Source organism: Gallionella capsiferriformans ES-2 (genome assembly GCF_000145255.1).
Taxonomy (GTDB): Bacteria; Pseudomonadota; Gammaproteobacteria; order Burkholderiales; family Gallionellaceae; genus Gallionella; species Gallionella capsiferriformans.
In genome coordinates this window covers 1,620,952-1,642,244 of record NC_014394.1, presented here as the reverse complement: position 1 = coordinate 1,642,244, position 21,293 = coordinate 1,620,952, and the positions used below count along the sequence as shown (strand labels likewise).

General features: G+C 49.6%; 26 protein-coding genes. 16 read left to right on the top strand and 10 right to left on the bottom strand.

Annotation, left to right across the window (positions count from 1 at the left end; all coding sequences use genetic code 11):
* Positions 1-231 precede the first annotated feature (231 nt).
* Genes GALF_RS07505 through GALF_RS07495 form a run of 3 tightly spaced genes read right to left on the bottom strand, consistent with a single transcriptional unit; the run spans position 232 to position 3,469 of the window.
* Entirely contained in the window at positions 232-1,692 is a 1,461-nt protein-coding gene (locus tag GALF_RS07505) for a hypothetical protein (protein ID WP_013293468.1), read from the bottom strand.
* Positions 1,689-3,092 carry a ParA family protein gene (locus tag GALF_RS14950; protein WP_013293467.1) on the bottom strand — a complete coding sequence of 468 codons (1,404 nt, stop codon included), beginning with the start codon at positions 3,090-3,092 and terminating at the stop codon, positions 1,689-1,691. The genes GALF_RS07505 and GALF_RS14950 overlap by 4 nt, the downstream gene beginning before the upstream one ends.
* Entirely contained in the window at positions 3,089-3,469 is a 381-nt protein-coding gene (locus tag GALF_RS07495; RefSeq protein WP_013293466.1) for a hypothetical protein, read from the bottom strand. The genes GALF_RS14950 and GALF_RS07495 overlap by 4 nt, the downstream gene beginning before the upstream one ends.
* Before the next feature lie 433 nt (positions 3,470-3,902).
* On the opposite strand from GALF_RS07495, the gene GALF_RS07490 reads away from it, so the two are divergent.
* The 5 genes from GALF_RS07490 to GALF_RS15690 all read left to right on the top strand — a co-directional run bounded on the left by GALF_RS07490 (position 3,903) and on the right by GALF_RS15690 (position 8,039).
* A complete protein-coding gene (locus tag GALF_RS07490; RefSeq protein WP_013293465.1) occupies positions 3,903-4,517 on the top strand; it encodes a tyrosine-type recombinase/integrase in 615 nt (204 codons plus the stop codon).
* A gap of 334 nt (positions 4,518-4,851) precedes the next feature.
* Positions 4,852-5,337: a toll/interleukin-1 receptor domain-containing protein gene (locus GALF_RS07485; protein WP_013293464.1), complete on the top strand. Its 486-nt coding sequence runs from the start codon at positions 4,852-4,854 to the stop codon at positions 5,335-5,337.
* Between the two features lie 76 nt (positions 5,338-5,413).
* Complete coding sequence (locus GALF_RS07480) at positions 5,414-5,989, top strand: hypothetical protein (protein ID WP_013293463.1); 576 nt, start codon at positions 5,414-5,416, stop codon at positions 5,987-5,989.
* Complete coding sequence (locus GALF_RS07475; RefSeq protein ID WP_041938020.1) at positions 5,973-6,824, top strand: hypothetical protein; 852 nt, start codon at positions 5,973-5,975, stop codon at positions 6,822-6,824. Before GALF_RS07480 ends, GALF_RS07475 begins: the two co-directional genes overlap by 17 nt.
* A 1,014-nt stretch (positions 6,825-7,838) precedes the next feature.
* Positions 7,839-8,039 (top strand): hypothetical protein, encoded by a 201-nt coding sequence (locus tag GALF_RS15690; protein WP_190274057.1) that lies wholly within the window; start codon positions 7,839-7,841, stop codon positions 8,037-8,039.
* Positions 8,040-8,138: 99 nt separating this feature from the next.
* Here GALF_RS15690 and GALF_RS15305 read toward each other — a convergent pair whose 3' ends face one another.
* Positions 8,139-8,420, bottom strand: coding sequence for an HU family DNA-binding protein (locus tag GALF_RS15305; RefSeq protein ID WP_013293459.1), 282 nt, complete (start codon positions 8,418-8,420; stop codon positions 8,139-8,141).
* 147 nt (positions 8,421-8,567) lie between these two features.
* Here GALF_RS15305 and GALF_RS07460 point away from each other — a divergent pair, with 147 nt between their 5' ends.
* From GALF_RS07460 to GALF_RS15300, 8 genes are all read left to right on the top strand, one after another.
* Entirely contained in the window at positions 8,568-8,780 is a 213-nt protein-coding gene (locus GALF_RS07460; RefSeq protein ID WP_013293458.1) for a hypothetical protein, read from the top strand.
* A gap of 619 nt (positions 8,781-9,399) precedes the next feature.
* On the top strand, positions 9,400-9,792 hold the full coding sequence (locus GALF_RS07455; RefSeq protein ID WP_013293457.1) for a lysozyme inhibitor LprI family protein: 393 nt from the start codon (positions 9,400-9,402) through the stop codon (positions 9,790-9,792).
* A 370-nt stretch (positions 9,793-10,162) separates the two neighbouring features.
* Complete coding sequence (locus GALF_RS07450) at positions 10,163-10,501, top strand: hypothetical protein (protein ID WP_013293456.1); 339 nt, start codon at positions 10,163-10,165, stop codon at positions 10,499-10,501.
* 97 nt (positions 10,502-10,598) lie between these two features.
* On the top strand, positions 10,599-11,303 hold the full coding sequence (locus tag GALF_RS07445) for a hypothetical protein (RefSeq protein ID WP_013293455.1): 705 nt from the start codon (positions 10,599-10,601) through the stop codon (positions 11,301-11,303).
* A 123-nt stretch (positions 11,304-11,426) separates the two neighbouring features.
* A complete protein-coding gene (locus GALF_RS07440; protein ID WP_013293454.1) occupies positions 11,427-12,203 on the top strand; it encodes a toll/interleukin-1 receptor domain-containing protein in 777 nt (258 codons plus the stop codon).
* 78 nt (positions 12,204-12,281) lie between these two features.
* A complete protein-coding gene (locus tag GALF_RS07435; RefSeq protein WP_013293453.1) occupies positions 12,282-12,851 on the top strand; it encodes a hypothetical protein in 570 nt (189 codons plus the stop codon).
* Positions 12,852-12,942: 91 nt separating this feature from the next.
* Complete coding sequence (locus GALF_RS07430; protein WP_013293452.1) at positions 12,943-13,557, top strand: hypothetical protein; 615 nt, start codon at positions 12,943-12,945, stop codon at positions 13,555-13,557.
* Positions 13,558-14,067: 510 nt separating this feature from the next.
* A complete protein-coding gene (locus GALF_RS15300) occupies positions 14,068-14,469 on the top strand; it encodes a lysozyme inhibitor LprI family protein (RefSeq protein ID WP_013293451.1) in 402 nt (133 codons plus the stop codon).
* An 8-nt stretch (positions 14,470-14,477) separates the two neighbouring features.
* Here the strand turns inward: GALF_RS15300 and GALF_RS07425 are convergent, their stop codons facing one another.
* The 5 genes from GALF_RS07425 to GALF_RS07405 form a co-directional block, all read right to left on the bottom strand.
* Positions 14,478-14,891, bottom strand: coding sequence for an oxidoreductase (locus tag GALF_RS07425; protein WP_013293450.1), 414 nt, complete (start codon positions 14,889-14,891; stop codon positions 14,478-14,480).
* Between the two features lie 88 nt (positions 14,892-14,979).
* Positions 14,980-15,546, bottom strand: coding sequence for a YceI family protein (locus GALF_RS07420; protein ID WP_013293449.1), 567 nt, complete (start codon positions 15,544-15,546; stop codon positions 14,980-14,982).
* A 31-nt stretch (positions 15,547-15,577) separates the two neighbouring features.
* Positions 15,578-16,150 (bottom strand): YceI family protein, encoded by a 573-nt coding sequence (locus GALF_RS07415; protein WP_013293448.1) that lies wholly within the window; start codon positions 16,148-16,150, stop codon positions 15,578-15,580.
* A complete protein-coding gene (locus tag GALF_RS07410; RefSeq protein ID WP_013293447.1) occupies positions 16,147-16,698 on the bottom strand; it encodes a cytochrome b in 552 nt (183 codons plus the stop codon). The genes GALF_RS07415 and GALF_RS07410 overlap by 4 nt, the downstream gene beginning before the upstream one ends.
* 296 nt (positions 16,699-16,994) lie before the next feature.
* Positions 16,995-17,639: an NADPH-dependent F420 reductase gene (locus GALF_RS07405; RefSeq protein WP_013293446.1), complete on the bottom strand. Its 645-nt coding sequence runs from the start codon at positions 17,637-17,639 to the stop codon at positions 16,995-16,997.
* Positions 17,640-17,763: 124 nt separating this feature from the next.
* Here GALF_RS07405 and GALF_RS07400 point away from each other — a divergent pair, with 124 nt between their 5' ends.
* Positions 17,764-18,699: a LysR family transcriptional regulator gene (locus GALF_RS07400; protein WP_013293445.1), complete on the top strand. Its 936-nt coding sequence runs from the start codon at positions 17,764-17,766 to the stop codon at positions 18,697-18,699.
* A 52-nt stretch (positions 18,700-18,751) separates the two neighbouring features.
* On the opposite strand, the gene GALF_RS07395 is transcribed toward GALF_RS07400, so the two are convergent.
* On the bottom strand, positions 18,752-19,654 hold the full coding sequence (locus GALF_RS07395) for a LysR family transcriptional regulator (protein WP_013293444.1): 903 nt from the start codon (positions 19,652-19,654) through the stop codon (positions 18,752-18,754).
* A gap of 98 nt (positions 19,655-19,752) precedes the next feature.
* Here GALF_RS07395 and GALF_RS07390 point away from each other — a divergent pair, with 98 nt between their 5' ends.
* A complete protein-coding gene (locus GALF_RS07390; protein ID WP_013293443.1) occupies positions 19,753-20,346 on the top strand; it encodes a malonic semialdehyde reductase in 594 nt (197 codons plus the stop codon).
* Between the two features lie 11 nt (positions 20,347-20,357).
* Positions 20,358-21,002 carry a DsbA family protein gene (locus tag GALF_RS07385; RefSeq protein ID WP_013293442.1) on the top strand — a complete coding sequence of 215 codons (645 nt, stop codon included), beginning with the start codon at positions 20,358-20,360 and terminating at the stop codon, positions 21,000-21,002.
* The last annotated feature ends 291 nt before the right edge of the window (positions 21,003-21,293 follow it).

Below are 21,293 nucleotides of genomic sequence, written 5' to 3'. Positions count from 1 at the left end.
ATGGGCTGATTGCTGTCTGTGATGTTGGTCTCCGGACGGATGAAATGGTGATCCCCCCTGAAATTAGTTGCTTCTAGTCGTGCTGGTCGTCGCGGATGTCCGCTTATCGGCCAAACCGGACCGTGACGGCTTGTCGAAAATGCGCTCAAATTTGCTTGCGGGAATGTCCGCTTCCGAAAATTTCGAATGTGTACTGTCGAGACTAAGGCGACGTTCAGGTAGCGCAGAGAATCATTTTTTTTGGGTCGGTGTCGTACCGCCTCTTTTAAGCATCATCGCGGCGACACGAAAAAGATCCGGTATATCAATACGGCTATCCGCGCGATATGAAAACAATCCAATCCGTTCCATCGCGGTTGCCAGCAACTCATCGTTGTCACCCTTAGATTGAGGTGGAAAGGGGGGTAAGAAAGCAGTATCCGGGCTGGCCGCAGCATCCATAATTAGTTTGATAGTGTTAGTTTCTGTCCATCTATCAGCAATTGCTTCCAAGGTGCACGGGACAGTCAGCCCAGCCAATGGTGCCAATGCCCGTTTTACCCATTGGTATTCGATGCCCAGTTGATCGACTCGAACTTTAGATGCTTCTCGCAGGCCTTGACGTATGCCTTCAGCCGAAATTACCTGCCCCACTGGAGCTTGCCTGAATTTGGCAGCCTCAACGAAAAGCTTGATAAAACTCCTGGGCGTAACCTTCCCGTTCGCATCTGCTAAATGCTTGTATGGCCAGTCATAAGTGCCGCCCTTCCTCTTGTTGCTCCCCATGTATGTGCCAGCCATGAGTATCATCGCATTTCTTTGTACATCTGAATCAACAACTAAAGACCATCTTCGAGGATTTGTAGCAAACTCAGCTGAAATGGGCGCACCTATTTGCGATGCAAAATTACTGAAACTTTGCACATCATTACCGGAAACTACTGAGAGACGCCGGAACAATAACCCATATAATTCTACTTGCGTCCAGTCAAGTTCGACACGACCGCTACGCAATTTTGGCAACTCGACAAAACGCAATGAATCGTCGCTCAACTGTTCAGGCCGAATAAAGATTTTTGCACGAATAGAGCGCCTCGCTCGTAGCGACCAGATGACTTCAAAGAGTGCGTCTAATAACAGGCCCGACCTTTTCCATTCGCGTGAGATCGTATCCAAGGCATCAAAGGTGATGAGGAGCGTTTTTCCGGTTTTTGTCAGTCTTTCATCAAGGGATTTTATTTCTTTGTACCAATCCTCTGGATCGGCATATTGCTCCATAAGCGCACGGATTGTTGATTTTTCATCGTTTGGGTTAAGTGCTGATTTGGTGGATCGCATGATAACGGCCAGCCAAAAATCAGAAGCTGTCTCGTTCTCTTTGCCTGCAGGAACACGGGCGTCGATTGTCTTAGATGTCACATCTCCATCAAATCCAGTATAGCCAGGTTGAACGATAAGACGATCCAAACCCAGATTGGGATATGCTAAAGCAGCTACTGCTCGTGTGTCATCATGCTCAAGCACCCCGGCCCAAAAACTCTTTCCTGTTCCGCGAGCACCAACAACTACCGGTGTATTAGGGTCCAAAGCATTTGCATGTTGTTCAGGCGTAAAAATTTCGTCAACAGTAGGTCTATTTTGGCCTGACGCATCGTGGTCTGATGGCAAAGCGGCGAGGTTTCTGCGAATAACGAGAAAATCAGACGGAATCATGGATTTAAACCTTTTACTACAGAAGCATCGACTATTTCTGTAGCTTCAACCAGAAAATCGCCGAAACAAGAAGAATATACTCGCTCTACTAGCGAATCGCGGTCAATCGATGGATCGAAAGAACTGAACCGATTGTTATCCAGGATTGCGATAATTGGCACTGGTTTATCATCGTCGTCCACAGGCACAATTTCAGATTGCGCATCTTCAATCCATTCAACCTCGAAGGTATCTTTAAGAGGCGTGAGATCAATCTGGTTGACGACTGAAGGAACGGAAGGCCAAAGATGCTTCCGCAAAAGCCCCCCCATCTCCTGAGAAAATTTATCGCGCATAGCAGGGCTTTCTGGTGCCTTTGCTTGGATAAACCGCAACCGGTTGCGCCAATCATCATTCGAGTCGACTGGAAGTGTAGCCAGGTGAGCAAATAACAGTTCATAACCGGCGAAGGTCTGCGGCTGATCTAAGCCAAAGAACAAAACTTCAGCACCCAAGCCTACAACTGCCGCAGCCGTCGTTTCATGCAGACCAGCCCTAGCATCTACCAATATTACGTCGTAGCGTAATGGGTCTGCGAGGCGGTCAATCAAAACCCGTATGTGATCCATAAAACTAGGTGGCTCCATGCTCCCCCCCCCGCCCGATTCGCCTCCGTCCAAATAGGCACGCGCGATTTTAGCAAGTACATTTGCAGGATTACTGAGGGAACACTGACCAATGGCAGGGATAACATCAACGCGCCCACGACCACCGCCCAGCCATGATGAGCCAACCATATCAGCGTAAAACTGGTCATCAAGGGGACCGAAACTCTGTTCCACAAGGTAATCGAGCAGTCCGAATGTTGGCAAAGTTCCTCCAGGTAGCAGCATATTACCGAGTCCCGGAGCCTCAAGATCCATATCGATTGCAAGTACTCTGCGACCCTGCGCGGCAAGATGTGCGGCTAAAACACACAATGCGGTTGAGCGGCCAACCCCGCCCTTGATGCTGGCAAAGACGAGGCGGAGCGGTGGCGCTGCAGTGGGTGCAACATCACGAAGCCAGTCAGCGCCAACCATTCGCCTATCAACAAGCAAGACTTCGCCTGAAAAAATACTACTGTTCAAGTGAATTTTTCGAGCCTTCGTTATGTTCTTCAGGCGATCATCGAACAGTTCATCAGGGGTGGCAACGGCAAATCCATCACCGTCAACATAGACACCAAGTGCTGCGGATGCCTTTGAGGCAAGAGTCGTTCGTGCCTCTGTCGAATAATTCTCATTAAGCACTACAAAGGTGAGCCGTCCGGTCACATCACGCAGGAAAATATTTTCAGCAATAGCCGCTCCCCCCCACTCGCGCTGTAGCAAAGCAGCAAAAGCTGGAAGTGCATCATCAAAGCGTATATACGTGTTCATTGGCGCACCTTAAGTCCAGCAGTTGCGAACAAGCGTTTTGCCACATCAAACCAAGCGTCAAGCTCGGTCAGTGTAGTGTTTCCTGTTTGGTAATAACGCCGGTTAACGTGCCACCCGCTGAAAGCATCTGCTTTTAGAATATTAAACATGCCGTTATAGTTTGCCCGTGAACCAAGGTGTTTGCGAGCGACAATAAGAAATTCGGGCAAATGACCATGGGGATTTGGTTGCCCCGGTTTAAGAGACAATATTTGATGTTTGATCGCACATTCCGCAGCAAAACCCACTAAGTGTCCTGCATTGTCTATTTTTCCAGCAGCCATTAATAACTGAGCATCTTCAAAATGACGAATTGCAGCACTATCGTACTTTTCCACTAAGGTGTTCTCCATCTGGATGTTAAGTCGCCGTTATTTCATTATATAAAACATGCTCTGGCAAGTGTCGGTAATTTAAGTGCTGAGTTGCATTACTCGATAATTATGGCAATGATTCATGCAACAGCGTTAACAATGTCAGTGACTTATCAATATTACAGGATAGCGCCATTGACCATTTTTGCTATGGTAGCTTTTACATTCCTCTGTCCAGCCTTCTGTTTAAGGAGCCAGCGCACCGCGACATCATACGAATGAAGAGGGGGGCGATCGACCGCAATTGGCACAGAGTGAACTCAGGCCCGTAGCGACTCACAGCGGACATCGACATGCTAGCTGAATTAACCATGTAATGCCTGCTAAATTTCAACTGCGGACGATTGTCTTGAAATAATTGTCAAAGGGACTCCTATAACTACATAAGGAGTCTGACATGAACAGCTCTCAACATCCAGAGCCTTGGAACAAGGGCAAACTGATTGGCCAGAAGTCACCGTTAAAATTAAAGGACATCTGGGCGATTCGCTTCCAGCTTCAGTTGGGCAAGCGCGTCAGAGACCTCGCGTTATTCAATCTAGCCATAGACAGTAAGCTACGCGGTTGCGATTTGGTTAGACTTCGCGTGCGCGATATCGCCCATGGCCACCAGATCATGTCCAGGGCAATTGTCATGCAGCAAAAAACTCATCGACCAGTCCAGTTCGAATTGACGGAGCAAACACGTGATGCAGTAGCGGCATGGATTGCAAAGGCCGGCCTAGGTTCTGAACAACATCTCTTTCAAAGCCGGCTGAAAAACTCACCCCATATCACCACTCGGCAGTACGCCAGAATCGTGCATCAGTGGGTTAGCGCTATCGGTCTTGACCCTGCTGCTTACGGTACCCACACGATGCGACGTACAAAAGCGACCTTGATATACCGAAGAACCAAGAATCTGCGGGCAGTCCAACTTTTGCTCGGTCACAGTCGTCTGGAGAGCACGGTTCGATATTTGGGAATTGAGGTCGACGATGCTTTGGAGATCTCTGAGCAGACTGAAATATAGCGGTTTTCAGAAGTTCGGCTAGCAACGCAGCTAGCCGAACTTTATCTTAAGTATGGAAATCAGTCTGCTGTAACCCATGAAGCGGGCATACATGGTATATTTAACCGGTGTTCTTATGTCCGCTGTGTGGTGCTGCGGTCTGGTGTTCACTCTGTGCCATTTGCCGACATTCGGGTGATGTGCTGAGTATACAGGATGGCTTGATGTATAAATCCATTGCTATCATTTAGAATCAACTGGTTATCCTATCTTGTGACATCTTATACAGAACCCATGACTTCCTTAATACAGAAGAAGTTCGGTACATTTTACGTTAGAGCCATCAGGAGAAATTATGGCATTCAAAGTTTTCGTCAGCTATTCATCACACGACTTGGAGCATGTTGAACAGCTTCAACAGCAACTATCGGACAGTCCCGTCGAAGTATTTGTCGCTGAAAACTCTGTAGCCCCAAGTCAAGAACTCGGCTCAACGATTTCCCAAGCTATCGAACAATGTGACCTATTCATTCTCGTTTGGAGCAAAAACGCACAAGAGTCTGCTTGGGTGTCGCAGGAAGTTGGTCGAGCTGGCGCGTTGAAGAAAAAAATCTTACCGTTGGTACTCACTGAAGGTATGCAGTTACCCGGATTCATCCAAAACCTAAAGTATTTGTCAGTGCATAAAGAGCCTGAAAAAGCTCTAGCTCAGGCGCGTCAAATAGTTGTTGGGGCATACGAGGAAAAGGTCAAATTGGAATCCGCTCATGCACAAGCAGAGAAAGACAAACTAGCTTTGCTTGCCATCGGAGCTTTACTGTTTTGGGCGTTCAGCAAATAATGGCTCTAACCTCACGTTTGAGCGGGACTGCCGCGAAGCAGCCCGCATCAGCCCCTCAACTTAACGTTAGGCAAATATGGCTACTGATCCCATTCTTATAAAGCTCGCTGAATCGTCCAAGGATTGGACCGATTACCTTGCGCTGACCGCAAACCTACTTGGCCCAATAATCACGGCCATATTGGGAATTTGGATACTTCGCATCACAAAGAAAATTGAGCACTCTCAATGGCGCAATCAGAAGCTCATCGAGAAACGTATTGCTGTATGGGATGAGGTTGCACCGAAAATTAATGATATTTTCTGCTACTGCACGCGAGTAGGTAACTGGAAGAACCAATCACCCAAAGATGTCATTGGTTGGAAACGTGAGGTTGATAAAAATATTCACACCTATCGCCCATACTTTTCTCCGGCATTCTTCAATCGCTTTATGGAACTCATGGATGTATGTTTTGCTACATATCAGGGGCATGGTGTTGATGCAAAGATCAAAACGCCGCTATCAGAACATGAGTCCGCACATAACAACTGGGAGCAGGAATGGGGCAACTACTTCTATGAAACGCCATCCTCAACCAAAGAAATCCGCGCTAAATATCTTGCTTTTCAGCAACAGCTATCTGCCGAATTGAATGTTGAACAAAAATAAAAAAACGCCTAACCCTACGGTCAAGCTCGCTCCGCTTCGCTGGGACTGCGATAAAGCGCAGCCCCTTACCTCCACGTTAGCAGGAGAAATAATGAACGAACAAAATGACAGCCACTGGTGGGAATTTTATGGTGTGCGATATGCTCAAGGCACAGTCGTAGGTGCCATGATTATCTTTTTTCTCTTCACTCAGAACGAAGCACTAAAAAAACTTCTTTTCATTCCACCAGAGCCAAAAGATTTTGGGATGCCTCACTTAATCCTTCTGGCGGTTTATGGTCTTGCTTATTGTTATATTGCTAGCGCACCCATCCTAATTATGCATGCAGGGCGAGGGCTAATGTTTAAAAGCCCAACGAATCCAAACCCTAATAGCGGAATGCTTTCCCGTATATTGTGGCTGCTCATCCCATCTTTTCTGACAACCGTAATCTATTTCCTTAACTCCAGCTCAGACAAAACAATGGGAAGTTTGGCCGTTTTTTTATTTTCATTTTTGCTCGCATTTCAAATTCAAATACTAGTATCAATATTCAAAACCTCTTGGCAGAAAACCATCGATTATTACTCCGCCATCGTCAAAAAACGCAAAGAACATGAGGGCTCTAGCTACATTGAGTCATACAAGCATATACGAGAGCACGGAAATTCATTTTTGATTGTAGCGTTTCAGTTCTTTCTAGCGATTCCTATTTTTGTATTTGTATCGCAGCCCACCATCACGAGCGATGATTCAATCAGGCATCTTCTGATTATTGTTCTTCTTTGGGTGCTTCCTGCAGCCACTATCTGGGCATTTGGCAACAAGTTAGAAAACAACCTGCAGTCAATGTAGCCATATGCTAACCCGACATTCAACCCGGACTCCGCAAAAGCGCGGAGCCGGTTAATTTCACGTTGAGCTTCCGGTTCGTCTCGGTAGTACACATCCAAAATTTCAAGAAGCGGACGCTCCAGCAAGCTGATTCGACCACTTTTTCAGCAAACCGCCTGCGTCCGGTCTGGCCGATAAGCGGACATCCGCGACGACCAGCACAACTAGAAGCAACTAATTTCAGGGGGGATTACCCCAGATCGACAAGGAAGAATATCGTATTCTGAGTATGCAATTGATGGAGAGGGCAGGGCATTCTCGGGTTTCAATCGGGTCTGCATACAACGGTAGTCGTCGTGTGACAAAGCCAAAATCTGAGTCGGAAAAATAGGCTGGTGAAACAGTCGGTAAAATGTGTTTTTTACCGACTGTCTAATTTCCATCCAACCTAACCGCGTGGCTTAAGTCAATTTTTTATAGCCCACCGACCACTTTTTCCAGGAAAGTTTTCGGCTACTCTTAACAGAGATGGCGGTCAAGTCACAGTAAAACGGAGTTTTTTGCGCCAGTATTACCATTGTCGCCTCCCACGCCTCAAAGTTAAATTTTTGAGGCGACGACTAGTCTGACACTGGGTGGCGTACAAGTGGCGTGTACCTTTGGCTGAATGCAACCCGATTTCCGTACAAATAGGTCGTGATAGTAAATCCTACCAAATCTTGAAATGCTACGTAGTCAGGTACGCCAAGTTTTCAGTTACGCTCGGTAACTGAGACACCGCAGCCAACGGAATCAGATAACTTGGCACCACCCGCTTTGTTCGACAACAAGGTCGTCAGGTTATCGGTTAATACTGACGATCAAGCACGTCTTTGCTCAATTATCTTTGAGCGACGGCTTAGGGGCTGGCAATTCGAGATGCAGGCCGAAACAATTGCCACCAATGGATGGTCACATGGAGTCGTTTGAGCGGCTAGTTTTTGTAGCGCAGCGGACGATGACGATTAGATTGCCTGCTAGGCAACAGTCGGTAAAATGAGTAAATTATCACATCGTTTTTTTGCCTGGTGCAACTTTGGGTATATGCCCAACCAATCGACAGGTGATCCCCTCAATTTTCTCACCCTCTACAAACCGGGTGATATGGCAGGACATTACTTTTCCGTTGGCGGTAAGCAATTTCAGATGTTGGTGCGCTATGCTCAGTGGTATCCCCACGGCGTGTGCAATTTCTGAATCGAGTCGTTCACCGTGTTTTGTCAGGTGCTGGATGATTTGATTTGTTGGCATATTTAGTGTGCAACTGCATTGGCAGTCGCATTGTTATTTGAATGCTTATTTTGAATCGTTGACGGCAGATTTGAGTGTTGCGCCAGGCTTGAATGCGGGTGATTTTGACGCTGCGATTTTTAGTTCAGCACCTGTTGCTGGATTGCGACCAGTGCGAGCAGCTCGTTCGCGCACTTCAAATGAGCCAAAGCCTACCAATGATATGTCATCGCCCGCAGTGAGTGTTTCTGTCACCACATCGATAAATGCTGCGAAATTTCGTGCAGCATCAGCCTTGGTGCTACCAGTTTTTGTCGCCAGTGCGTCGATCAGTTCTTTGCGGTTAATTTTTTAATCCTTGTTTGTATGGTTAAAAGCGGTGTTGATTGTTGCGGATATTGGCCTAAGTGGCAAGTGCTCTGTATTAACAAATTAAAAACTGACTTTTGAACTGCGGAAATATGATGAGCACACAGATGAAGTGGTGGTTGTAGAATGATCCGCTGTTCATCCGCAACTTATTGTACAAGTATTGCCGTCGGCGAATGGGGGAACAAACTGGATCGACTTAAGGAAGTTGTCGCCACCATGGGACGGATACTTGCCTACGACCAGTTGCGCGCCGCGGGGCGTTCGGGTGCGGCCAGTTCTGATGAACTGATTGACTTCGCTAGGCGTGATGATTGGCAGGCATGCTGGCAGCAATGAATACCACAATGAGGCTCAGCTTTCCTGTCCGGTTACGGGCAGTTTTGTCTCGACAGCGTTACTTGGTGAATAGCAGGTTTGGAGCAGGCTGAAAAATTGATAGTTCGGAAAGCGCCAATGGCAGGTTTCCGGCTTACAATATTGAACCGTCACGATCAGCAAGGCGCCAATTACGGAACTTCGAGGTTGTAAGATGGCGGCCAGAGGTGTTTCAATAAAAAAAAGAAAATAAGCTCGTCTCTAAGAATTTTCCAATATCTATGCTGATGGTTAACTGTTAATCTCTAGCAGATATTTTTCACAATATTGCGACAGTGAATCCCTGTTATGTCTCGGCAATAATCAGTCGCGACGATCAGCAATCAGCAGGCTAAATTTTGAACCGAGAAAAATTTTCAAGGGCAGGTTTCAGGCGCTGCTTTATCGAAGCCCTTCATCGGCTGAGTGCCATTTTCCGACATTCGGGTGTTGTGCTGAGTATGCGGGATAGCTTGATGTATAAATCCATTGCTATCATTTATAATCAATTGGTTATCCTAGATAGGGCATCTTATACAGAACCCACTAATTTCTTATACAGAAGAAGTTCGGTACATTTAACGTTAGGGTAGGTATCCCCATGAAGATTTTACTTACGTTGTTTATAGCGCTTTCTGTAATGTTGTCATCCCCGCGTGGAGCAATGGCGGAAGAGTTGAACTGCGACCAATTTTTAGAAGGTAGCACCCCATGGGCTTCCTGCAACAATTACAACGCATCAGTGGACGCCGACAAAGACTTGAATGATGCCTATCGAAATCTTATGACTGTAATGAACAAACCTGCTTGGCGAGAAGCCAAGAAGAAGCTAATTGCAGCTCAACGAGCGTGGATAATTTTTAGAGATAGGGAGTGTGAATTTTCGCAGGAACTTATTGGTGGCTCTAATCATGTAAATCAAAGCGAATGTATAGCGGATATGACAGAGAAGCGCGCTGAATATATCAAAAGCCTATATGAAAGTTATAAATAAGAACACCCTAACCCTGCGCTCAAGTTCGCTCCCTCCGGTCGCTGGGACGCGCCTTCGGCGCGCCCCTTAGCTTTACGTTAGGTGCTTAATACGCCCAGTACCTAGCGATACCACCAACTAGGGCGTGAAGGCAATTTTATGAAGACATTGATCGTTGCATTAACGCTGGTATTTGCTAGTAGCGTGGCACTTGCTCATGGTGGTGGTTGTCGTAAAAGCTCACCCCCTGGGCAGTGCTGCCATATGGATAACAGCACTGGTATTGTCCACTGTCATTAAACTTGAGTGAGAAAGTTCTCACCTAACATGGCGTTCGAGAGGGACGCGCCAAAAAGCGGCGCGCCCCTCAACTTTACGTTAGGAAGCAAACATGCCAATGCACGAAACATTCTTTGCAACCATCTTCGCCATCCTCGCTTGCATGGTGCTCGTCTGGTTTGTTCTCGTAAAAATACTGTTTAGCCGCCTTGAGTCATCTCACCCAGCAAAGTACGAAGCAATGGGAAGCCCCTCTCTTTTCCTGCGCAACAGCCCCGCAGGTACTTTTGCCTTGCTCAAGTTCCTTGTGGCTCGTGAGCACAAAATCCTCAACGATGGCTCTCTATCCAAGCTGTCCGATGCCATGCTTGCATTCCTTCTCATATATTTGGTGCTTTTCTTGGCGCTGTTTTTCAGCATTATTAGTCAGGTTGCTCCTCATGCTTCCTAACCCTGCGGTCAAGTTCGCCCTTCGGGCTGGGACTGCGCTAAAGCGCAGCCCCTTACCTTCACGTTAGGGCAAACCTCATGCATCTGGTGCTCCACGGATGATTGATCTCGGATCTACTGACTTCTTCATTGATGTTCCCAGTCTTCCTCGGGCCGAGTTCGAGGAGTATTCGACGCGACTTTTTGATGAGTGGGTTGCATACGTTGATAAGTACTTAGACTTCCCCGATTACTCGCTTTCCCTTGAGATCGAAGAAGGCTCGGTAAAAGGCAAGGGAAAAGTAGCGCTTCTTCTTGGCACCTTGTACTTTGGCATTGGAAATTACGGGGATTTTATCTCTGGACTTCAAACAATCAGAAGTCAAGTTGGTGCGGTTGGTGATTTCCTAGCAGCACAAGCAGTCAAACCATTTGAGTCGCAAGGCCATGCAGTAAAAGTAAAAAGGCATGGCGGAGCGCTAGGCCAGTTACAACGTCTGTTTAATAAAGTCCAAAGTCGAGAATTTACCGCGGAAGAAGCGATGCAAGAGGCAACACTACTGCTCGGAGAAGAGGCGAAAACCAATCCAGAGTTTATGCGCGAACTAGAAGAGGCATTGAGTAAAGCCCCAAAATTCCACGAACAATTGCCGCTGATAGATACAACTGAGCAAGATTCAGAATTACAACTTGATGAAAAGAAAGAGAAACCGAGTCGCTCACCACGCCCAATACCAATTGCCCCACCAAGGAATCAATTTCGCGTAGAGGTTTGGCGTGAATCAAAAAATAGTCAGAGGAAAATGCGCATTGTGCAACTATAGACCGGTTTGCCCTAACCTTTCAGTCAACCTGACTGCCCAAAGCTGCGCTTTGGATCCCCTCCGTTGCTGCGCAACTCCGGCAGCAGGTTACTTCCAACGTTAGCCCTAGAAGGAGTTCTGCCCTTGAGTAGCATATTTCTCAGTCATTCGCATGCCGATAAACCTTTCGCACGAAAGCTTGCTGCTGATCTACGCAAGGCTGGACACGCTGTGTGGATTGACGAGGCTGAAATAAATATCGGAGACTCTTTGATAGAGAAAATCCGCGATGGTCTTGATGAAGTAGATTATGTTGCGGCTATTCTCTCATCGGCCTCGATTGCAAGTCCGTGGATTACACGAGAACTCGATATTGCATCCAACCGAGAAATCGAAGAAAAGAGAGTTGTAGTGCTGCCACTTCTCTTGGAGCAAGTCGAACTACCCGGCTTTCTCAAAGGCAAGTTCTATGGTGACTTCACTGACTCTTCACGCTACGACGAAATGCTTGCATTACTTGTTCGGAAACTTGGGCCCGCGCCGGTGCCGTTTACGCCGTCGAGTGAAGAGTTAGCGCAGCTTCGTGCCCAACTGGCTGCGGCACAAGCATCCGCTGCGCTGCACGAAACTGCATTGCAAGCCCATCAAAAAATAGCACTTCGTGGCAAGAGTGCAAAGCTAGTTGAAGCAATAGTAGCAGCCAACAAAAAATTCCCGTCTCATGCTCCGATCAACACTACAAACGCTTTTGAGGTATGCAACACGCCAGTAACCCTTGACTACTTGCTGTGGGCAATTGCGAAAGCGGAACGACGAGGTGCGCATCCTCTTGAGGCACTTCTCAGCATGGATAACAAGTGGCCTGCCGTTAATGCGATGCTTAGCGCCTATGATGATTTACTTTCATCCACAAAGGGCTAACCTAACGTTCGAGCGGGACTGCCGCGAAGCAGCCCGCGTCAGCCCTTCAACTTAACGTTAGATTTTTCACTCACCTATATGAGCATTTACGACGACGCTAAAACACACCCCAGTCTTGTTGCTGCTGTTGCCATCGCATCCTTTAGCATTGCGTGGGCCGCATTCGAGGCTTATGGGAAGCTCTCGGGAATTGATCGTGTCTCGGCTAACACGTACGTACTCCTTAAAGATTTACGGGATACTCATGTACCTAGAACAGAGCATGACAAAGCAATTGAAGCGCTGCAAAACCAAGTCGCTGGCACAAGAGAATCGTCAACGCGGTTTGAACGCTGCTCCACAGATTTACAGAACTGGAAAACAGGGCTTGGGCAATGGAAGCAGGCGTCGGAGGACTGCCAGGCCACACTGGCGGCTACGATAGCTAACTGCTCAATTCTCCGCGAGGTAAGGCGCCTTGAGCAGCAAAAGGAATTCCTAGATCGGGATGCGGGGACATTGAGTTCTTCCGGTGTAAATGGAAACCCGAGCGATGGCATTTCGAAGAATAACCAGATCAAACTAGAAAATGTCCAGCAATCAATCCATGGCTTGGAGGCTCGAATTCTTGAAGTTACGAAACTCCTCTCTTGCGAACGAAAAATCTAACACTGCGGTCAAGGCCGCTCCCTCCGGTCGCTGGACGCTGCGCGATAAAGCTCCGCGCAGCGCCCCTTACCTACAACGTTAGGAACCCACAATGCATGCTCGCGTAGTCCTGTTGCTGATTGCAGTCATCTCCCCATGCAGCGCATTTGCGCAGGAGCAAGAAAGCGTAAAAATGGAGGCTCCATCCGCATGGGGAGGATGGAAAAAGGCAAAGGAACAAAAGGGAAGCGGAGTGGACTTTACAGCTTGGGTTCCTCTAGACCAGAAGGGGGCCGCATGGAAAGAATCGATCACAGTAGTTGTTCTGGAGCCGTCTCCTTCGGGAGATGCTGTAACGAATGCCATTCGCCTTACTCTTGCGTCACAAGCCAAGTCTTGTCCCAGCTCCAATGTTGTTCCGCCTAAACCGCGAAGTGAAGGAATCTTCAGCGTTGCCTATGCACAGTTTTACTGCGCTCGGTTGCAGGGGAGCGAGGTAGGTGAACTTACGTTCGTAAAAGCCATTTCTTCCGCTCGACGCACCTACGTCATATCAATGGCGAGAAGAATAAAGCCTTTTGAAATTCGTGCCCCCGGAGCTTTTGTTTTCTCTCCCGAGGAAGAAAAGGATCCAATTGACTGGCTTTCAGCGGCAGGAAAGTATCTTTCGGGTAGCGTTAACGTCTGTGTCGGTCCCGCAGAAAAGCCTGACGTATGTTCGCCCTAAAGTTCCTAACCCGGCAGTCCACACGGACGCTGCGCGATAAAGCCGCGCAGCGCCGGTGACTTCTACGTTAGAGGGCAATTCAACATGCGTGTAACACGGCTGACGCGCTGGAAAAAAATCTCATATTGATTGGCCCGGTCTTCGGCGAGACATTACAAGAGGAAATGGATTGGCATACTTTGTCTTGTTCATTATCGCTCTCGCATCAATGATTAGTTTTCCATTTACTGGGCTGGTCGTTCTATGTTGCGGGTACACCCACTTCGGTCCACGTGTTGTTCACACATTGGATGCTAATTTTTATTTGGCTTGCGCTACGGTCATTGGAATATTACTGAGTTCAGGGTGTCAGCTCTGGGTAATCTGTAAGCGTCACATTTGGCTACCACCGGCCCCATACACACGCGCAACGATTAGAAAATGATTTATAAAATATCGCCCTCTAACCTCACATTCGAGAGAGATAGGCAAGAAGCGGCCTGCCTCTCAATTTTACGTTAGGGCTTTCCCATGCGAACATTTTTAGTCGTGCTGTGTTTATCTTCTTTCCCTTTTCAATGCCATGCAGAAGCTTGGGTTTGTCCTCCTGACATCGCTTCTAGTGACAACGGTGATTTTTGTGGCGCAGCTCATGCCGAATTTAATGCCAATCAAGCTGACAAGCGCTTGAATGAGGTTTATCGGCAATTGCTCAGTGAGTTTCCAACAAAAGAGGAGCGCCAACCTTGGATAACCGCTCAGCGCGCTTGGCTAAAGTTCTCTGATGCTCATTGTGTTGCGGCATTAAGTAAATTCATTGGCGCGCCTTTTACAATGGCGGAAATGGAGCACTCTTGTCGCGCTGAACAAATTTTAAATCGCACGAAAGAATTGGAGCGTTACTGTGAGTCTTGCAGCAGCCATAAGCCCTAACCTTGCGCTCAAGTTCGCTCCCTCCGGTCGCTGGGACGCGCCTTCGGCGCGCCCCTTAGCTTTACGTTGGGCCTCATGAATAGCCGACACGCTGGCCCGCATCGGCGACAAGTGGACGGTGATGGTGGTGGCTGCTCTATCTTGCCGCCTGCGGCATGCACGCGATCGGTCACTCGCTTCCAGCCCTGTATTTGTTCATCCGAAAACAGGCCGGGCATGCGCGCATACCCCAAGCCGTTTGGCGAAGGCGAAGTCCCCTCGGCAATGATGAGTCCGGCTTCGGCGCGCAACGAATAATACTTTTCCATCAATTCGTTCGGCACATTACCGATTGCACGACAACGCGTTAACGGAGCCATGACAACGCGATTTTGCAGTTGCAGCTTGCCGAGTGTGGTCGGGGTGAATAGGGCTTGTGACATGCGGTATTCCTTAAATTGAAAATCAAAAACATAGTTAGCGTGAGTACGTTCTTGTACCCACGCTGAGTTCAAGCGAGCGCATTACAAGTTACAGTTTCACCGACTCAACCGGAATCGTCAGCGTCACTTCGTCACCCACGTAAGGTGCGTACTTGCCCATGTTGAAATCGGAGCGTTTAACTTGGGTTGTCGCGGTCACGCCGCAGGCCTCTTTCTTCACCATCGGATGCGGCATGCACAGGAAGGAATTGACAGTCAGTGTCACCGGCTTGGTGATGCCCTTAACCGTTAAGTCGCCCTCCACAGCTGCCACTTTATCGCCATCAAACTTCACCTTGCTCGACTTGAAAGTGATAGCGGGATATTTGGCGGTGTCGAAAAAATCTTCGCCCTGAATATGACTGTTAAACAAAGTCGAGCCTGTGTTCACTGACTTCGCATCGATCGTCACATCCACTGAGCCTGACTTTTCAGCGCGATCAATCGTGATTTTTCCGGTAATCGTATCAAAACGGCTGAGTTGCAAAGAATAGCCAAAGTGGCTGTATTCGAAGCGAGGCATGGAATGCGAAGAATCGATTACATAAGTTTCCGGGGCGGCATAAGCAGTGGAAGACAACAGGGAGGTGAGTGTCAGGGCAATGATTTTTTTCATGGTGTTCTCTTAGTGGTGGTTTAAAGAAAAATTACTTCTTGCTGAGTGCTGCATTTACGACAAGATGAAACTTGATTTGAATTTCGTTGGCGACCGTGCCGATATCCGTCCACTCGCCTTCGCCTATCGCAAAGTCGAGCCGCTTGAGGGTGAAGCTGCCGTCGAATGCGCCGCGATTACCCGCAGCTTGAAACGTGACGGGCGCCTTCATTTCCAACGTGCGGCCTTTGATACTGAGTTTACCCGTAGCCTCATAGCGGTTGCCGCCCAGGGCTTTCAGCCCGGTGGATACAAAGCTGGCCGCAGGGTATGTCTTGGCGTTAAACCATAACTTGCCCACTACTTCATCGTTAGCCTCCATCGAGCCGGTGTCGATACTGGCAACGTTGATGTCGATACGTGCCTGCGCAGCGGCAACCTTGGCGGGATCAAATGCAAGCTGTGCGGTAAACTTGTTGAACTTGCCCTCCATCGGCACGCCCATTTGCTTGTAGCTAAAGGTCACCGAGCTTTCGTTCGCCTGCACTTGCTTGAACTCAAGCGCAAGGACGTCGCTGCATGCCAGTATCAGCCCGCACACAGGGATGTATTTCAAAATATTCATTTACGGTCTCCTATTGGCAACATCCGGGTCATCACATCATCCCGGTCAATCAAACGATGCTTCAGCACGGCAGCAATATGTAACACCACCAGCGCCAGCAACAGATAATTCAAACTTGCATGCACGTTGCTGAGCAACTCGCCCAACGTCTTATTTTTACTGACCAGATCGGGCAGCTGCAATATGCCTAACCATACCGTCTTGTAGCCCTTGGCCGAACTCATTAACCAGCCGGACAGCGGTACCACAAAGAGCAGCACATACAAAAGTTGATGCGTGGCATGGCTGGCAATTTTCTGCCAGCGCGGCAAATTGTCCGGCAACGCTGGCGGCGTATGCGTAGCGCGCCATACCACCCGCTGCACCGCCAGCAGCAACACCGTGATGCCGATCCATTTGTGATAGCTATAAAGCTGCAACTTGGTCGGCGACAAAGACAATTCGTGCATATACACACCCAGTGGAAACGCCGCGAAAATCAGCAGCGCCACTAGCCAGTGCAAGGTGATGGCAGTGTTGTTATAGCGTGTTATGTTCGGTAAATTCATTCATAACTCCTTGTGCAGGAAAAACGTACGGCGCAAAAATAGTCCTGCGCCCGATGTGTCGGCGGCGTTCTTGCCGAGAAAAGTCGACAACAATGCGAAGATGCCGACGGTCAAAGGTCAGCTCATTTTTTAACCAACTCACGATGGGATCATTTTCAAGTGCGTTGAGATGACTGCTACTACACAGTCTTGCTAACAGCGGCTTGTTGCAAATGCATTCAGTGTCTGATCAGTTAATTTCGAAATCAGCACCCATGGCGCGGCCATCACCCTTGCGATGGCCACGCTTGTTACCGTTAGATTTTGACGAAATTGCTCATCGAGAGTGCGCCGAAAGGTAACTGCATTAATGGGCCGCCAACGTCGAGCGGGCCAAGGTCAACAGGGAAATACCCGATGGCTTCGAGTAACTTTCGAACGTCGGCTTTCGCGGCGGCATCGTCGCCAGAATAGAACATGGTGCGTTGCCCACCGGCAACTTCCGGCTGCGCCAGCACTCTGGCATCCGCATGGTTGAACGCCTTGACGACGCGTGCGCCCGGAACCAGATCTCGGAACACGGCGCTCGAATACTTGCCGCCAAGATCAATCGCCTTGATGCCGTAGGCAGCCAGCGGGTTGCTTGGATCCTTGGCATCCGGAGAATTCGGATCCAGGAAGAGCACAGGATTGGCACCGTCGATCACGATGCGATTATTCCAGGCAGGCAGGCTGCTCAGTAATTGCTGGAGGGCGACCCAAGGCACGGCAACCACCACGATGTCTGCACTTGCCGCCTGTTCGACCGTACCAGCAGTAATCGAAGCCCCCAATTCTGCGACCAGCGCCGACAGGGAGGCGGGCCCCTCTTTGTTGGCGATAGTTGCTGAAATGCCTTTGTTTGCAAGTGCGCGGGCAATGTTAGAACCAAGACCGCCAGAACCGATAATACCTATTTTCATGATGCTTCCTTTTAATGAGTTGGGAGATAAGTGTGTTGCTGGTTCGCATTTTAAGTGCCTCAAGCTTATAGCAGTAGTGGTGATCTGATAGAATCAGTTTCTATTATTAGTAGAAGGTGAAATAATGGAAACGCTCGCCAATCTGGAATCTTTTGTACGCAGCGCCGAGAGTGGTAGTTTTTCGGCAGCCGCGCGCCGACTGTCGCTGACACCGGGTGCAATCAGCCGCAATGTCGCATATCTGGAGCGCAACCTAGGTGTTCAGCTATTTCAGCGCAGCACGCGCGGACTGGCGTTAACAGAATCAGGCGAGCGTTTCTTGCAGTCAGTACAAGGCGGTCTCGACAGTATTCAAGGCGCAATTGCCGATGTCATGGTGAATGCCGGGCAACCAGCCGGGATGCTCAAAGTGAGCGCCCCTTTGAGCTTTGGGATGGAGTTTTTGTTGCCACTGATGCCGGCTTTTCTCGAACGTTATCCGGCGGTGACGACGGACTGGCATTTTGATAACCGTCCGGTGGACTTCATTGCCGACGGTTATGATGCGGCATTCGGTGCCGGTTTCGAACTCCCTCCCGGCATGAAGGCACGCGAGTTGGCGCGGGTACATCTGATTGCGGTGGCGACACCGGCCTTTTTGCACGGCAAGCGCCGCCCCAAGGATCCGTCAGAGCTTGCCGAACTTGCCGGCGTGGTGATGCGTTCGGCAGACAACAACCGCGCGATCACATGGGTCATGCGCAACCGTTCCGGCACCGAAGTAGCCGCCGTTCAGAAACCCGTAATGATCGTCAACGCCCCGGACGCGGTTTGCTGCGCAACACTTCAGGGACTTGGCGTAGGTCTGGTTGCCGTGCCGCATGCCGCCCCCCATTTGGAAAGCGGCGCGTTGGAGCGGTTGCTGCCGGACTGGCATAGTGATGTCGGGCCGATTTCGCTATACTTTTCCAGCCAGAAACTGCTACCGCCTAAAACACGCGCTTTTGTCGATTTTATTATCGAGGGGCTTCGCGCACAGAAGTTGGCGGAAGTCTTGGCTGTCAAGCAGAGTACAGACTGATGTTCGCATGAGGGCTCAGCAAAATTGCTGCGTATCACATGAAATTAACAAATCAATTTTTATCCCAATCCGGCACACCCGCGTAGCGTTGCACCAGAAAATCGATCAGGGTACGCAGCGTAGCGGGCATATGGCGGCGTGAAACGTACACGCCGCAGATACCCAGTTCCGGCGGCTCCCATTCCGGCAATACCGCCGATAACTGACCGCTGCGAATCAGTGGCCCGGCAAGATAGGTCGGCTGCAAAGCCAATCCCGCACCGGCCAACGCCGCCTGAGTCAACACGGTCGCCTCATTCGCACTCAGGTTGCCGCTCACCGGCACTTCGATTTCCTGCCCCGCGCGCGCAAAGCGCCATTGGCCTTTGCCAAAATTCGAATAGGTTAAACAGTTGTGCCGCGTCAGGTCAGCGGGCGATGCGGGCGTGCCGTAGCGACGCAAATAGTCAGGCGAGGCGCAGACCACCGAGCGGCACGGTGCAAGGCGTCTTGTCACCAGATTTGGATCCAGTTCGCCGGAAATCCGGATAGCCAGATCAATGCGTTCTTCGATCAGGTTCACACTGCGATCAACCATCAGCATATCTACCGATACTTGCGGATACAGTTTTAAATAATCCGTCACCGCCGCCGCCAGATGCGCCATGCCGAACGACATGCTGGTGGTTATCCGCAAAGGCCCTTTAGGGGCGGAGTTGTCCCGCCCCGAAACATCCGTCATCTCGCCGCTCAATTCCAGTATCTGCCTGCACTGGAGCAAGCAGCGCTCCCCCGCCTCGGTGAGCGAGAGACGACGGGTGGAGCGTTGCAGCAGACGCGCATTCAGCCACTGTTCCAGTTCGCTCACGTAGCGCGTTGCCATGGCGCGCGAAATATCCAGACTATCAGCGGCCGCCGTAAAGCTGCCCCGCTGTGCCACTTCAACAAACACCCGCATCGCCGTCAACCGGTCCATATGTTTACTCTACGCAACAAAGATGTGCAGATTAACGGGTTTGTCTGTACTGAACAAGCTGCTAAAGTCTGCAAACACCCATACACAAGGACACAACAATGAAACAGGCACTAGACCAACGATCGCTGGATCAACTTTTTTTCAACGCGCACAGCTACAACAGCTTCACCGATCAAGCGGTAAGTGAAGATACGATTCGCGAACTCTATGAAATGATGAAATGGACACCCACGTCGATGAATACACAGCCTGCACGCTTCGTGTTCATCCGCAACCCCGAAGCGCGTGAACGCCTATTGCCTGCCATGCTTGCTTCTAATGTGGAGAAAACGCGCCAGGCACCGCTGACCGTGATCATCGCCGCAGACAGCGCGTTCTACGAACATCTGCCAAGCCAGTTCAAAGCCTATGACGCGGCCCCGATGTTTGCCAACAATGCTGCGTTGGCTGAAAGCACCGCGTTCCGCAATTCCACATTGCAGGGGGCTTATCTGATTATGGCGGCACGTGCACTAGGACTGGATGCCGGGCCGATGAGCGGCTTCGATGCAGCCAAAGTGAACGCCGAGTTTTTCCCCGATGGGCGCTGGAGTGCTAACTTCATCGTCAATCTCGGTCATGGCGCAATGGAAGGCGGCCACTACCCGCGCGGCCCGCGTCTGGCATTTGAACAAGTCGCCCGCATCGAATAAGGAATGTTGAAATGACCACCCCTGTCTTACATTACATCTTCGATCCGTTCTGCGGCTGGTGTTATGCCGCGGCACCGCTGGTCGCTACAACCCGCAGCATCGAAGGCCTGCAACTGGTGTTGCATGGCGGCGGCTTGATGAGCGGCTCCGCCCGTCGCAAGGTTGCACCCGCTCTGCGCAGTCAGATTATGGGATATGATCGTCGCATCGCCGAAGTTAGTGGCCAGCCGTTCGGCGATGCCTATTTCAACGGACTGTTGTGCAATGAGGATGCCGTTATGGATTCCACACCTCCCATCGCCGCAATACTCGCCACAGAGGACTGCGGTCGATCCGGCCTCGACATGCTGACCGCCTTGCAACAAGCACACTACATAGAAGGCAAAGTGGTTTCAAACCTCGATTGTCTGCACTCGCTGGCAAGCACTCTGGGAATTGATGCAAAAGAATTTTCCGAAAAAATGGAACGACAACTTGGTGGTGCAGTGGATGATCACATCCAGACAAGCCGTCAGTTGATGCAGCGAATCGGCGGAAACGGTTTTCCAACGATGGTGCTGGAGACTGAAAAAGGATTCCAACGGCTCGATATCGGAAACTATTTCGGTCACCCAGAACAGTGGCGAGTTTTTTTGCAATCGCAATTGCCAGGATAAGCAGCAATAGTCGAGGACAGCTATTCAGATAACAAGTTTATACAAACCAGATGCGATTTACTAAATTCAAGGCAGTTCACGACCTTGTATTTTTGCTGACCTGAGTCAACAGGGCCAATACAGTAAATATAGCTTTGTAGCATGAAGTCGACTTTCGATAAGGTCGCGCCGACAGCTTTTTTTAAATACACCTCTGTTCGCTTAGACCAAAAAGTTGGCGTTCATGTCAATTTTTTGACCGCCCTATTTTGGACAGTGGTTCCTATCAGACACTCACCTTGCGACCATCCG